This is a genomic window from Gilliamella sp. W8123 (assembly GCF_016101085.1).
In the GTDB taxonomy this organism is placed as follows: Bacteria; Pseudomonadota; Gammaproteobacteria; order Enterobacterales; family Orbaceae; genus Gilliamella; species Gilliamella apis.
This window is the reverse complement of sequence record NZ_JACFRE010000001.1, coordinates 303,945-317,668: the sequence shown is the minus strand read 5'-3', so window position 1 is coordinate 317,668 and position 13,724 is coordinate 303,945. Positions and strand designations below refer to the sequence as shown.

14 protein-coding genes, 1 other RNA gene and 1 riboswitch are annotated in these 13,724 nt (G+C 36.3%); of the genes, 8 read left to right on the top strand and 7 right to left on the bottom strand.

Going from position 1 to position 13,724, the window contains the following annotated elements:
- Positions 1–39: 39 nt before the first annotated feature.
- Positions 40–214: riboswitch (Lysine riboswitch) on the bottom strand.
- 111 nt (positions 215–325) lie between these two features.
- Both argR and mog read right to left on the bottom strand, forming a co-directional pair.
- On the bottom strand, positions 326–784 hold the full coding sequence (gene argR, locus H3T56_RS01455) for a transcriptional regulator ArgR (RefSeq protein ID WP_034905059.1): 459 nt from the start codon (positions 782–784) through the stop codon (positions 326–328).
- A 197-nt stretch (positions 785–981) separates the two neighbouring features.
- Positions 982–1,560, bottom strand: a complete 579-nt coding sequence (gene mog / locus H3T56_RS01450) for a molybdopterin adenylyltransferase (RefSeq protein WP_198191837.1) — start codon at positions 1,558–1,560, stop codon at positions 982–984.
- 150 nt (positions 1,561–1,710) lie between these two features.
- Here mog and H3T56_RS01445 point away from each other — a divergent pair, with 150 nt between their 5' ends.
- Positions 1,711–2,649 (top strand): ABC transporter ATP-binding protein, encoded by a 939-nt coding sequence (locus H3T56_RS01445; RefSeq protein WP_198191836.1) that lies wholly within the window; start codon positions 1,711–1,713, stop codon positions 2,647–2,649.
- Complete coding sequence (locus H3T56_RS01440; RefSeq protein WP_065578558.1) at positions 2,642–3,412, top strand: ABC transporter permease; 771 nt, start codon at positions 2,642–2,644, stop codon at positions 3,410–3,412. Before H3T56_RS01445 ends, H3T56_RS01440 begins: the two co-directional genes overlap by 8 nt.
- 52 nt (positions 3,413–3,464) lie before the next feature.
- Here the strand turns inward: H3T56_RS01440 and H3T56_RS01435 are convergent, their stop codons facing one another.
- The 3 genes from H3T56_RS01435 to accB form a co-directional block, all read right to left on the bottom strand.
- A complete protein-coding gene (locus H3T56_RS01435; RefSeq protein ID WP_065578559.1) occupies positions 3,465–4,103 on the bottom strand; it encodes a bifunctional 4-hydroxy-2-oxoglutarate aldolase/2-dehydro-3-deoxy-phosphogluconate aldolase in 639 nt (212 codons plus the stop codon).
- 66 nt (positions 4,104–4,169) lie between these two features.
- Positions 4,170–5,516, bottom strand: coding sequence for an acetyl-CoA carboxylase biotin carboxylase subunit (gene accC / locus H3T56_RS01430; protein ID WP_065578560.1), 1,347 nt, complete (start codon positions 5,514–5,516; stop codon positions 4,170–4,172).
- Between the two features lie 41 nt (positions 5,517–5,557).
- Positions 5,558–6,013: an acetyl-CoA carboxylase biotin carboxyl carrier protein gene (gene accB / locus H3T56_RS01425; protein ID WP_065578561.1), complete on the bottom strand. Its 456-nt coding sequence runs from the start codon at positions 6,011–6,013 to the stop codon at positions 5,558–5,560.
- 373 nt (positions 6,014–6,386) lie between these two features.
- Here accB and H3T56_RS01420 point away from each other — a divergent pair, with 373 nt between their 5' ends.
- The 6 genes from H3T56_RS01420 to H3T56_RS01395 all read left to right on the top strand — a co-directional run bounded on the left by H3T56_RS01420 (position 6,387) and on the right by H3T56_RS01395 (position 12,634).
- Positions 6,387–7,430, top strand: coding sequence for a rod shape-determining protein (locus H3T56_RS01420; RefSeq protein WP_065562215.1), 1,044 nt, complete (start codon positions 6,387–6,389; stop codon positions 7,428–7,430).
- A gap of 115 nt (positions 7,431–7,545) precedes the next feature.
- Positions 7,546–8,388 (top strand): rod shape-determining protein MreC, encoded by an 843-nt coding sequence (mreC, locus tag H3T56_RS01415; protein WP_065650768.1) that lies wholly within the window; start codon positions 7,546–7,548, stop codon positions 8,386–8,388.
- Positions 8,375–8,866 carry a rod shape-determining protein MreD gene (gene mreD / locus H3T56_RS01410; RefSeq protein WP_065578563.1) on the top strand — a complete coding sequence of 164 codons (492 nt, stop codon included), beginning with the start codon at positions 8,375–8,377 and terminating at the stop codon, positions 8,864–8,866. The genes mreC and mreD overlap by 14 nt, the downstream gene beginning before the upstream one ends.
- 12 nt (positions 8,867–8,878) lie before the next feature.
- Positions 8,879–10,354, top strand: coding sequence for a ribonuclease G (gene rng, locus H3T56_RS01405; protein ID WP_065578564.1), 1,476 nt, complete (start codon positions 8,879–8,881; stop codon positions 10,352–10,354).
- 102 nt (positions 10,355–10,456) lie between these two features.
- Positions 10,457–11,914: a metalloprotease TldD gene (gene tldD / locus H3T56_RS01400; protein WP_198191835.1), complete on the top strand. Its 1,458-nt coding sequence runs from the start codon at positions 10,457–10,459 to the stop codon at positions 11,912–11,914.
- Positions 11,915–11,944: 30 nt separating this feature from the next.
- On the top strand, positions 11,945–12,634 hold the full coding sequence (locus H3T56_RS01395; RefSeq protein ID WP_086320101.1) for a DedA family protein: 690 nt from the start codon (positions 11,945–11,947) through the stop codon (positions 12,632–12,634).
- A 2-nt stretch (positions 12,635–12,636) separates the two neighbouring features.
- Here the strand turns inward: H3T56_RS01395 and rnpB are convergent.
- Together rnpB and H3T56_RS01385 are read right to left on the bottom strand one after the other, a co-directional pair.
- Positions 12,637–13,025, bottom strand: an RNA gene (gene rnpB / locus H3T56_RS01390) — RNase P RNA component class A.
- Between the two features lie 199 nt (positions 13,026–13,224).
- Positions 13,225–13,587: a hypothetical protein gene (locus H3T56_RS01385; protein WP_065578567.1), complete on the bottom strand. Its 363-nt coding sequence runs from the start codon at positions 13,585–13,587 to the stop codon at positions 13,225–13,227.
- Between the last annotated feature and the right edge of the window lie 137 nt (positions 13,588–13,724).

Here is a 13,724-nt window from a genome sequence, read left to right as displayed (position 1 = left end):
AGAGATAGAGCGGGCATGTCCTATTACAGCAAAAAATACATACCGTGAAGCGCTCCACCTGTTAGGGTGACAACCCAAGGGATTCAGCCCTTGTAGCCGATTCAATTGCTTTCTGGAATGACAATCAAACCTCGGCATTACACCCCATTAATCATCTCTTTACGGCTCCAGTTCCTAAAATGATCTACCTGAGTAATGCGCCTCTTCTTTTGTTTGTAATTTTGGTTACAAAATCAGTGTCATATAGGATTAACGATTTAACCAAGTGTGTCAATAGTTTAAATATTAAAAAAAATTATCGGTCTGGCTTAAAATAAATTGTTTTTTATAAGCTTCGCTCAAATAATTCAATAATAGTTTGATACAGTTTCTTAACCGAACAATCTTTAGTTGGAGTGCTAAAAATCGTATCATCGCCGGCAATGGAGCCTAAAATTCCCTCTGATTTACCAATTGAATCTAAAAGTCTAGCAATTAGTTGAGCAGCACCAGGACTGGTACGGATAACGACCATTGAACTATTGTAATCAATATCTAATACTAAATTCTTCAGTGGACTACTAGTGGTTGGTACGCTCATTTCGGCTGGTAAGCAGTAAACCATTTCAGATTTTGCATTGCGAGTTCTTACTGCGCCAAATTTGGTTAACATTCGAGATACTTTGGACTGATTTATATTATCAAATCCTTGTTCCTGTAAGGCCTGTACGATACCTATCTGAGAACTAAACTTTTCTTGTAATAACATTTCTTTAAAAGTTTTAGTGAGATCATTTTGTTTCATACTGTTCCTTTAAATTAAATTTATGACCAATTACGCCAACAGCGTTTATTAATCATATTAACTAGTTATCTAAAATTACCTAATTATAATCTTAAATAATGTCATTATTAGCCATTAAGGTAATATTGCTATTATCAATCTTACCAGCACGGTTGAAAATATTTATTTACATAATTATGCATGATGTTTGCATAAAATTAAAGATTAGATTTGCTAGCATTTTTAGGTCGGAAAGCTTGAACAACATGATTATAAGTTTCGATATAAGGACCATCTAATAAATCAATACAGTATGGAACACTGGCGAAGATACCTGTAACAATAGTATTTCCTTGATCATCTTTCACGCCTTCAAGGGTTTCTTTAATTGATTTAGGCCTGCCAGGTAAGTTTAAAATTAAACATTTTTTTCTAATGACACCGACTTGTCTAGATAAAATTGCTGTAGGAACAAAATGCAAACTAATTTGCCGCATTTGTTCACCAAAACCAGGCATTAATCGGTCAGCAATTGCTAAGGTTGCATTTGGTGTAACATCTCTAATTGCTGGCCCAGTACCGCCAGTGGTTAATATAAGGTGGCATTGCAACTTATCTACCAATTCGCATAAAGTTTCTTCAATGATTAGTTGTTCATCAGGAATAATACGTTGTTCAGTAATAAATGGTGTTTTTAAGGCTGTTTGTAACCATGATAACAATGCTGGAATACCCTCATCTTGATAAATACCTTGTGATGCTCTATCTGATACTGAAACCAAACCAATTTTGACCATAACCTCTAATCCTTAATCTTATATTTATCTAATAATTATATTGTTAGCATTGAAAATTGAATTATTCTAAAAATCATAACAATATTGTCGATCGGCTAAACATGATATCATATTATATAAATAACAAATTAAGGAATTAGGATTCATTTTATGTCATCAACGCCCGCACTAGAGCTCATAGCGCTCAAGAAAAAATATAAAAATGGTGTAGAAGCATTAAAAGGAATTAATTTAACCGTACAAGCAGGGGATTTTTATGCTTTGCTCGGCCCTAATGGTGTCGGTAAATCAACCACCATTGGTATAATTAGTTCTTTAGTTACCAAAACCTCTGGGCAGGTTAAAATATTTGGATATGATTTAGACAACGATGTTGTTAATGCCAAAAGGCAATTAGGTCTGGTTCCGCAGGAGTTCAACTTTAATCAATTTGAAGAAGTCTTACAAATTGTTACCAATCAGGGTGGTTACTATGGATTGCCACGCAAATTAGCTTTGCAACGAGCTGAAAAGTATCTGCGTATTTTAGATTTGTGGGATAAAAGACATAGTCGAGCAAATATGTTATCAGGCGGAATGAAAAGACGGCTAATGATCGCTAGAGCCTTGGTTCATGAACCAAAATTATTAATTCTAGATGAGCCTACCGCCGGAGTTGACATAGAATTACGTCGTTCTATGTGGGAATTTCTCCGCGAGATTAATCAACAAGGTATTACTATTATATTAACCACCCACTATTTGGAAGAAGCAGAAATGCTCTGCCGTCATATTGGTATTATTCAGCATGGAGAATTAATCGCTAACTCATCAATGCGTGATCTGCTAGCAAAAAGTCAATCCGAAACAATCATCATTGATTATGTACCAACAGCTATACCAATCTCTCTTCAAGGCTATCATTATACCGAGGTCGAATCGGGCATGTTAGAAGTCAGTGTAGATAAACAACATGGACTAAATCAGTTGTTTGAACAACTCAATCAACAAAACATAAAAGTAATTAGTGTTCGTAATAAAGCTAATCGATTAGAAGAATTATTTGTAGATTTGGTGCGCAATGATACTAAAGGAGCTATTGATGAATAATTTATATTGGATTGCCTTAAAAAGTATTTGGCGTAAAGAAGTTAACCGATTTTTAAGAATTTGGCTGCAAACATTGATTCCTCCTGTTATTACCATGTCACTCTATTTTATTATTTTTGGTAATCTAATCGGCTCACGTGTTGGTGACATGGGCGGTTTTAGCTATATGGCGTTTATTGTGCCCGGTCTAATTATGATGTCAGTGATTACCAATTCATATACTAATGTCTGCTCTTCATTTTTTAGTGCAAAATTCCAACGTAATATTGAAGAAATACTTGTTGCTCCGGTTCCTACTCATATTATTATTTGGGGATATGTAGGTGGCGGTGTCATGCGCGGTATATTGACAGGTATATTGGTCACAATTGTGTCGTTATTCTTTGTTCGATACCAAGTTTATTCATGGCCATTTGTTATTTTTACCTTATTATTAACCTCAATTTTATTTTCCTTAGCCGGCTTGCTAAATGCCGTATTTGCAAAATCCTTTGATGATATAAGTATTATTCCCACCTTTGTGCTAACTCCGTTAACTTATTTAGGTGGCGTTTTTTATTCAATCACCATGTTACCCACTTTTTGGCAATGGGTTTCTAAAGTCAATCCAATTGTTTATATGATTAATGGATTTCGATATGGTTTTTTAGGCACTAGTGATGTCTCTTTAGTGATCACTTTTGCAATGCTGTTACTTTTTGTGGCTACTTTATATTTTATCGCGTGGCGAGTTATTGAAAGTGGAAGGGGACTCAGGAGTTAGATTAATCGGGATAAAGCTAAACCGCCGACCAATGTCGGCGGTAAAGTAGAATCTATTTTGCACCAGCAACGGCTTCTTTGGCCATTTCAGTAATTTTAGCAAAATCACCTTTAGCAATCGCATCGGTAGGGATAAACCAAGTTCCACCTACACAAAGGACATTATCAAGTGCTAAATAGTCACGATAGTTTTTCGGATTCACACCGCCAGTTGGGCAGAACTTCATATAACCACAAGGACCAGCAAACGCTTTTAACGCAGCAACCCCGCCATTTATTTCAGCTGGGAAGAATTTTAATGCCGTTAAGCCATATTCTTGGGCAGTTAATAATTCAGAAATAGTTGCAATTCCAGGAATAACCGGCACAGTACCTTCAACTGCTGCTTTTAAAATAGAATCAGTAATACCCGGAGTGATGATAAATTCCACGCCTGCTTCAGTTGCTTGTTTAAGTTGTTCAACAGTGGTTACTGTTCCTGCACCAACTACAGCTTCAGGTACTTCCTTGATAATTTTTTTAATGGCATCAAGTGCACATTCAGTTCTTAGTGTAACTTCTAGAACTTTAACTCCTCCAGCAATTAATGCTTTTGCTAATGGAACAGCATCTTCTAGACGTTCAATAACAATAACTGGTACAACAGGGCCTAATGTTAAAATTTCTTCAGCAGTTTTTTTCCAACTCTTCATATGCGTTACCTATACTTTATTTACTTCTATACAGCAATAAGCCCTCAAAGTAGTGAGGGCTTATTTTTACTCATAAATACCTAATTTCTTTTCTAAATAATGAATGTTTGTGCCACCTTTCATGAAGCCTTCATCATTCATAATTTCTATATGAAGTTCGATATTGGTTTTTATTCCATCAATAACCAGTTCTGCTAATGCATTTTTCATGCGGGCGATGGCGACTTCTCGGGTCTCTCCATAAGCGATTAACTTACCAATCATTGAATCATAATAAGGCGGAACCGCATAACCAGCATAAATATGAGATTCCCAACGAATACCAAATCCACCTGGGGCATGGAAGCGAGTGATTTTACCCGGAGATGGCATAAACGTTTTTGGATCTTCAGCATTTATTCGACATTCAATGGCATGACCTTTAATTTCAATATCGTCTTGCTTGATAGATAAAGGTTGTCCTGCAGCAATAAGAATCTGCTCACGAATTAGATCAACGCCTGTCACCATTTCAGTAACTGGATGTTCTACTTGAATACGGGTATTCATTTCAATGAAATAGAATTCACCATTTTCAAATAAAAATTCAAAAGTACCTGCACCACGATAACCAATCTCAATACATGCATTTACACAACGTTCGCCGATAAATTTACGCATTTTCGGTGTGATGCCAACAGCTGGTGCTTCTTCAACTACTTTTTGATGGCGTCGTTGCATTGAACAGTCACGCTCACCTAAGTAAACGGCATGACCTTGACCATCAGATAGTACTTGAATTTCAATATGACGAGGGTTTTCAAGGAATTTTTCCATATAAACCATGTCATTATTAAAAGCTGTTTTTGCTTCCAGCTTAGTCATTTTGATTGATTGTTCGAGCTCTTTTTCTTCTCGAACAATACGCATTCCGCGGCCACCACCACCGCCAGATGCTTTAATAATCACTGGATAACCAATTTTCTTTGCAATCTCTTTGTTGGTATCCATATTGCTACCAAGTGGACCATCAGAACCAGGAACACATGGTACACCGGCTTTTTTCATTGCTTCAATTGCCGATACTTTATCGCCCATTAAGCGGATAGTATCTGGTTTTGGACCAATAAATATAAAGCCAGAACGTTCGACTTGTTCAGCAAAGTCAGCATTTTCAGATAAAAAACCATATCCTGGATGAATAGCGGCTGCGCCAGTTACTTCGGCAGCAGAAATTAAGGCTGGGATATTAAGATAACTTTTTGCAGAAGCTGCTGGACCAATGCAAACCGTTTCGTCTGCAAGTAAAACATGTTTTAAATCTTTATCTGCCGAAGAGTGAACAGCGACAGTTTTAATTCCAAGTTCTTTACATGCTCGTAAGATGCGAAGAGCAATTTCTCCGCGGTTAGCAATAAGAATTTTATCAAGCATATTCAATCTCTTAATCGTCTAAGTTAATAAATAATTTCTGATTATTCAATAATGAATAGCGGTTGATCGAATTCAACTGGTTGACCATTTTCAACTAAAATAGCTTTAATAGTCCCTGCTTTTTCTGATTCAATTTGGTTCATCATTTTCATCGCTTCAACAATGCAAAGTACATCACCAACATTTACCGATTGGCCGACTTCAACAAATGCTTTCGATTCCGGACTAGGGGTACGATAAAATGTACCAACCATTGGTGATTTTATTGTGGTACCATTAATTGTATTGGTATCTGCGATGACTTCTGCTTCAACAGTTGGAGCAACCACAACAGGAGCTGGTTGAGGGATTTGAATATTTTGCACTGGCGCAGAATAGTTTGCCGCAGGCATAGATCGACTAATTCGAACTGATTCTTCACCTTCAGAAATTTCAAGTTCAGAAATACCTGACTCTTCTACTAATTCAATTAACTTTTTAATTTTGCGTATATCCATGAATTACACCGTGTTTATTTGATATAAATAACAATTATTTTAATGCATACTCAATACCTTAAAAGTTACCTTTTAATACGATACTAAGTTTGTAACTCAACATTAACGCGGAAGGATACACTGTAAATCGTAATTTGTCATTATATATCTCCTTTACAAACACTTGTTATACTATTTTCTAGGTATTATTTTAGAATTGCGATACAATAGTAACCCTTAATTATTATTGAAGCTAGCTGTGGTTTTTATCTGCTAAAAAATCTCTTATTTATCGGATAAAATATAGAAATATATATATTTTGTAGATGCCTTAGTTTGCTTCTGAATACTCAAATATATTCAAACAAGATTAATTCTAGGAAGAGTTTTTATTATGTTCAAAAAAGTTCGCGGCTTGTTTTCAAATGATTTATCGATTGATTTAGGTACAGCCAATACGCTTATTTATGTTAAAGGGCAAGGCATTGTGCTTAACGAACCTTCCGTTGTTGCCATTCGTCAAGATCGCTCTGGAACACCTAAAAGTGTTGCTGCAGTTGGCCATGCTGCGAAACAGATGCTAGGACGAACCCCTGGTAATATTGCAGCGATTAGACCAATGAAAGATGGTGTAATTGCAGACTTTTCCGTAACTGAAAAAATGTTACAGTACTTTATTCGCCAAGTTCATAGCCATAGTTTTTTAAGACCAAGTCCGCGTGTACTAGTTTGTGTGCCTGTAGGTGCTACACAAGTTGAACGCCGGGCTATTCGTGAATCAGCATTAGGTGCTGGCGCACGTGAAGTTTACTTAATTGAAGAACCAATGGCTGCAGCTATTGGCGCTGATTTACCTGTTTCAGCACCGACTGGCTCAATGGTGGTTGATATCGGTGGTGGTACAACTGAAGTCGCCGTTATTTCGTTAAATGGTGTGGTTTATTCCGCGTCGGCACGTATTGGTGGTGACCGCTTTGATGAAGCAATTATTAATTATGTTCGTCGTAATTATGGTGCATTAATTGGTGAAGCAACCGCTGAAAAAATTAAGCACTTTATTGGTAGTGCTTATCCAGGTGATGAAGTGCTTGAAATTGAAGTGCGTGGCCGTAATTTAGCCGAAGGTGTACCACGTAGCTTTACCTTAAATTCAAATGAAATATTAGAAGCATTGCAAGAACCATTAAGTGGTATTGTTAGCGCGGTTAAAGTAGCACTTGAACAATGTCCACCAGAACTTGCTTCAGATATTTCTGAGCATGGTATGGTATTAACCGGTGGCGGTGCATTATTGCGTAATATTGATAAATTGTTATCGGCTGAAACTGGTATCCATGTTGTTGTCGCTGAAGATCCTCTAACTTGCGTAGCGCGTGGTGGTGGTAAAGCACTTGATATGGTTGATATGCATGGTGGTGATCTCTTTAGTGAAGAATAACGTTAAATAATTACTAATAAGTAACCAACTATTTCATTTTATCCGCCGACATTGTCGGCGGAGTCATATATTAGAATAGTTAACTACTTAGTATATAACAGGTAAATACTGAACAATGAAATTACTTTTTTCTAAACGTTCGCCTCTGAGTGTACAACTATTTATTGCGCTAACACTTGCTCTGACGCTAATGGTATTAGATATTAATTATCGTCCTTTTAAAGAGATTCGTTATTACTTAGATACCATAATTTCACCACTTTATAATGTTTCAAACGCACCAAAATCATCATTTGACTCTCTTTATGAAATGTCAAAAACACAAGAAGCGTTAGTTAATGAAAATAGCAAATTGCAAGAAACGTTAATGCAACAGAAAAGTGATCTACTACTACTTGAACATTTGAAACATGAAAATGATCGCCTAAGAGGATTATTAGGTTCTCCATTAAGACATGATGAACACAAAATGGCTGCTCAAGTTTTATTAGCTGATACTGATCCTTATGTTTACCAAGTTGTGATCAATAAAGGAAAAAATAATGGTGTTTATGTTGGTCAACCAGTCGTAGATGAGAAAGGAATTGTTGGACAAATTTATCAAACGGCTCAATCAACCAGCCGTGCGATATTAGTTTGTGATTATCAACATGCAATCCCTGTGCAAGTACTAAGAAATGATATTTCTATGGTAGCAGTTGGTAATGGATGTAGTAATGATTTAACCCTTGATTTTTTACCTAATAATGTTGATATCAAAGTTGGTGATGTTTTAGTTACTTCTGGACTTGATGGTCGCTTCCCTGAAGGCTATCCAGTGGCTGTGGTAAGCTCAGTGAAACTTGATATTAGTGATTCAACCCCAATTATTTCTGCTACACCTACAGCGGATTTAAAACGTTTACGCTATTTATTATTACTATGGGGCGAACAAGGAGTAAAACATGAGGGGGAATAGTCGATTTAGTATTTTGATTATTTGGTTAACACTGTTGATAGGCTTATGTTTACAGATTATTCCATGGTCAGCTGATTATAATATGCTTAAACCGCATTTATTAATGTTAATCATGGCGTATTGGTTAATAGCGCTTCCTCATCGTATTGGAATGGGGATGGCCTTTATATTAGGCATAGTCTTGGATCTATTTTCCGGATCTATTCTTGGTATTCATGCGTTTATTTTTTCCTGTATAGCTTACTTGCTGCTGTTTAAATTTCAGTTGATTCGTAATTTAGCGCTCTGGCAGCAAGCAATTGTTATCTTTGTTGTATCGCTTTGTTACAATTTTTTAATATTTTTATTTCAGGTTACTATTTATCACACCATAACGATTTCGCCTTTAATTTTAATATCTAGTTGTGTTGATGGGGTATTATGGATAGTGATTTATCTATTTTTACGAATAATAAGACGGAACTTTGCTATCAATTAAAAAGGAATCATTATGTCTGTTGAATTATTAATGAATGTGACGCCTTCAGAGACTCGTGTTGCTTATATTGAAGACGGTATTTTACAAGAGATCCATGTTGATCGTGAATCGCGCCGAGGAATTGTTGGCAATATTTATAAAGGAAAAGTGATTCGTATCTTACCTGGTATGCAGGCCGCTTTTGTAGATATTGGTCTTGAAAAAGCTGCTTTTTTGCATGCTTCAGATATTATGCCACATACTGAATGTGTTTCTGATAGTGATCAAGAACAATTTCAAGTTAAAGATATTTCTGAACTGGTTCGCCAAGGTCAAGACTTAATGGTTCAGGTGGTTAAAGATCCTTTAGGAACTAAAGGAGCTAGGTTGACCACTGACATTACATTACCTTCACGGTATTTAGTTTTAATGCCGGGGCCAAATTCGACCCATGTTGCTACATCACAACGAATTGAATCTGAAGAAGAGCGAGAAAGGCTGAAAAAAATCGTTGAGCAGTATGTCTCTGATGAAGGCGGTTTTATTGTAAGAACAGCTGCAGAAGGGGCAAATGCCCACGAGCTTGAACAAGATGCTAATTTTTTAAAACGACTATGGACAAAAATTCAAGAAAGAATGGCTCGTCCGGTTAGTAAAAATTTAGTATATGGAGAGCTAGCTTTATCGCAACGAGTATTACGTGATTTTGTTGGTGATCCAATCGAACGTATATTAGTTGACTCAAAATTAACTTATGACTTGTTAGTTGAGTTTACTCAGGAATTTATGCCTGAAGTAACTAGCAAACTAACCCATTATCGTGGCAATATTCCAATTTTCGATCTGTATGATATTGAAAATGAAATTCAAAGAGCGCTAGATAGAAAGGTTAAATTAAAATCAGGTGGTTATTTGATTATTGATCAAACCGAAGCCATGACTACCATTGATATTAATACCGGTGCATTTGTCGGCCATCGTAATTTAGAAGAAACCATTTTCAATACCAATATCGAAGCAACGATTGCCATTGCTCGCCAATTAAGATTACGTAATTTAGGTGGCATTATTATTATCGATTTTATCGATATGCAAGAAGATATTCACCGTGAACGGGTATTACAATCTTTACAAGATTTTTTAGCTAAAGATCGAGCACGAACATCCGTTAATACTTTCTCCGGTTTAGGATTAGTCGAAATGACCCGTAAACGTACGCGTGAAAGTATTGGCCATATTCTTTGTGAAGAATGTCCATCTTGTAAAGGTCGTGGTATTGTTAAATCTGTCGAAACAGTATGTAATGAAATATTGCGTGAGATTGTTCGTGTTTATAAAGCTCATCGCTCTGAGTACTTCTTAGTTTATGCATCTGCCGCAGTAGCCAATGCACTGACCAATGACGAGTCTCATGCTTTAGCCGAAGTTGAAGTCTTTGTGGGCAAACGAGTTGAAGTAAAAGTTGAACCACTTTATATACAAGAACAGTATGATGTTGTACTTATGTAATTAGTTTAACTGTATTAACCATAAAACTGAGTAAAATCTAATTGATAAGTGATAGTCAGAAACAAATTTTTTTATTTTTATAATCAGTAGATTAAGGAATTTATGAAAGTAACTCAAGTGAGTGAAAGGTTACTCCACCCAAATAACTTAAATCAACAAGATATAGCTAATTTACTTGATATGTTAAGTTCAAGAAAAATTGATTTTGGTGATTTATATTTTCTATCCGGTTATTATGAAAGTTGGTCACTTGAAGATAGTATAATCAAAAATGCTTCTTTCCATCGTGATCAAGGTGTTGGTGTGCGAGCAATTATTGGTGAAAAAACTGGATTTGCTTATACCGATCAATTGTCATTAGCTCGCTTGGAACAGAGTGTATTGGCCGCTAATTCAATTACTAAACAGCAAACACCTATAGCAGTTACACCTTTTAAAACGGCGCAAGATATCACGCTCTATCCTTCGATAAATCCAATAAACAGTTTTGCTCAGGAACAAAAGATTGCCATATTACAGCAAGTGGATAAATTAGCCCGATCGATCGATTCAAGAGTAATTGAAGTATCGGCAAGCTTAATTGGTAGTTATGAAGATATCTTAATCGCAGCTACTGATGGAACCTTAAGTGCTGATGTTCGTCCATTAGTACGCTTATCGGTATCAGTTCTAGTGGAACAAGATGGTAAACGTGAACGAGGTAGCAGTGGTGGTGGTGGCCGATTTGGTTATGACTATTTTTTAACAACTAATGTTAAAACTGGTGAAAGCCATATCGATAGTTATACTCGCGAAGCGGTGCGACAGGCTTTAGTATTACTTTCAGCTAAGCCAGCACCGGCAGGCACAATGCCGGTGGTGTTAGGCGCAGGTTGGCCTGGTGTATTACTGCACGAAGCAGTAGGACACGGATTAGAAGGGGACTTTAATCGTAAAAATAGCTCGGTATTTTCCGGTAAAATTGGTCAGCAAGTTACCTCAGAACTTTGTACTATAGTTGATGATGGTACTATTGCTAATCGTCGTGGTTCACTTTCTATTGATGATGAAGGCACACCTAGCCAAAAAACGGTATTAATTGAAAATGGCATTTTAAAAGGTTATATGTTTGATAAGCTCAATGCAAAATTAATGAATTGTTCTTCGACTGGTAATGGCCGTCGTGAAGGTTACGCATATTTACCAATGCCTAGAATGACCAATACTTACATGCTTGCCGGAACATCGAGTTTTGATGAGATTATTCAAAGTGTTGATTATGGTTTATATGCCCCTAACTTTGCTGGTGGGCAAGTTGATATAACTTCGGGTAAATTTGTTTTTTCAACTTCAGAAGCTTATTTAATTGAAAAAGGTAAAATTACTATGCCAGTTAAAGGTGCAACACTTATTGGTTCAGGTATTGAAACTATGCAACAGATTTCAATGGTAGGGAATGATCTAGAATTAGATTCAGGTGTTGGCGTTTGTGGTAAAGCAGGGCAAAGTGTACCGGTTGGTGTTGGCCAACCGACTTTAAAAGTGAATAATTTAACGGTAGGTGGTACTATTAACCACTAACAATAATACATTAATGAGATATTAAGCTAAATGGATACAATCATTACACTCTATCAAGCATTTGTTCATATGGATCTTGCAACACTCTCAAATCCGAATGTGTTATGGATATTATATGGCATGCTTTTTGTTATCATTTTATTAGAAAATGGTGTGTTACCAGCAGCCTTTTTACCGGGTGATAGTTTATTGTTTCTAACTGGCGTATTAATTAGTCAAAATGTTTTTCATTTTGGTTTAATAAACTTAATTCTAATTGCGGGTGCCGCATTTGGTACATGGCTTGGTTATGCGCAGGGGCGCTGGCTTGGCAATACCAAAATTGTGCAAAATTGGATGGCGCATTTACCCGAAAAATATCATCGTAAATCGGAAGTTTTATTTCATAAATACGGATTACAAGCCTTATTTATCGGACGATTTATTGCATTTGTGCGTACTTTATTACCAATGATGGCGGGATTATCAGGTTTACATAGCCGTAAATTTCATATTTATAACTGGATCAGTGCGACATTATGGATTTTCTTAATTGTTACATTAGGTTATTTATTCGGCTTATCGCCGATTTTCAAAACCTATGAAAAGCAAATCATGTCGTTATTGATGTTAATACCAGTAATTTTATTGCTATTAGGTTTGCTTTTTACACTTTGGCTAGCATTTAAACGTTGGTTGAATAATAAAAAGCAAGTGAAACAAGATACAACAGAAAAGTAAAAGAGCGAAATTAACCGATAAGCCGGGTTCTGTCGTGGACAATCATTCCTCTAGGCTAATACTCACGCATTAGCTCAAGCAGTCTACCCGGATTCAACGCGGGCCGCGCCAATGAATCCCTATTTGACCTTGCTCCGAGTGGAGTTTACCGTGCCACAACTGTTACCAGTTGCGCGGTGCGCTCTTACCGCACCCTTTCACCCTTACCTGATCTTATTACTAAGCCATCGGCGGTATACTCTCTGTTGCACTAGTCGTGAATTTTAGCTCGCGCCAAAACCCCCCAGGCGTTACCTGGCACTCTGCCCTATGGAGCCCGGACTTTCCTCCCCTCTGTTTGTCTCCCTTTTGCAAGGGACTACAACAAAGCAGCGATTGTCTGGTTAATTTCGGCAAAGAGTATAACCTAATGGTTATTTTTGTCCAGAACAGAATAGGGATTATGGTTACAATCTGTGCAAAAGCTTTAATTTGAGTATAAGAAAATTGACGTTTGATGAATAAGTAAGTTTAGCTATTCTATATGGTTTAGAGAAAATAAACTAAAAAGCACATCAATTTGATGTGCCTTACTTAATTAGTAATAAGAATTACCATTTTTTCTGTTTATTATTTTGATCGTAATTAAACCAAGTAACTACACCTTGATTAACAATGACTTCTAAAGTACCTTCGACAATATCATATTGCGTTTCACCTAATAAAACATTATTCGTTGAACTCTTTTTAAGATATTTATAAGTCCATTTAGTCTCATTGCTATTAATAACGGTTTTAGCTGTTGGTTCACCAAAAATATGTAAAAGCTGTGTTTCAGTGGTCGAACCTTCCACTATTTTATTCACTTTTTCGTGACTTAGAGGGGCTCCTTGTTCAAAATAATTTTTTTGTGAACATGCTGCTAATGCCAATATTGAAAAAAGAACGACCAAAATTTTACTAAGATTTTTCATGGATTCTTGCCTATTAATTTATGATTTATAACAAAAGATAGCTAATCATAGCATAGCTTTACTGTTGTAGAAAATGACCGAATCATAAATTTCAATAATAATAATTAACCTTAATAATTGATATAAAAGGATAAAAC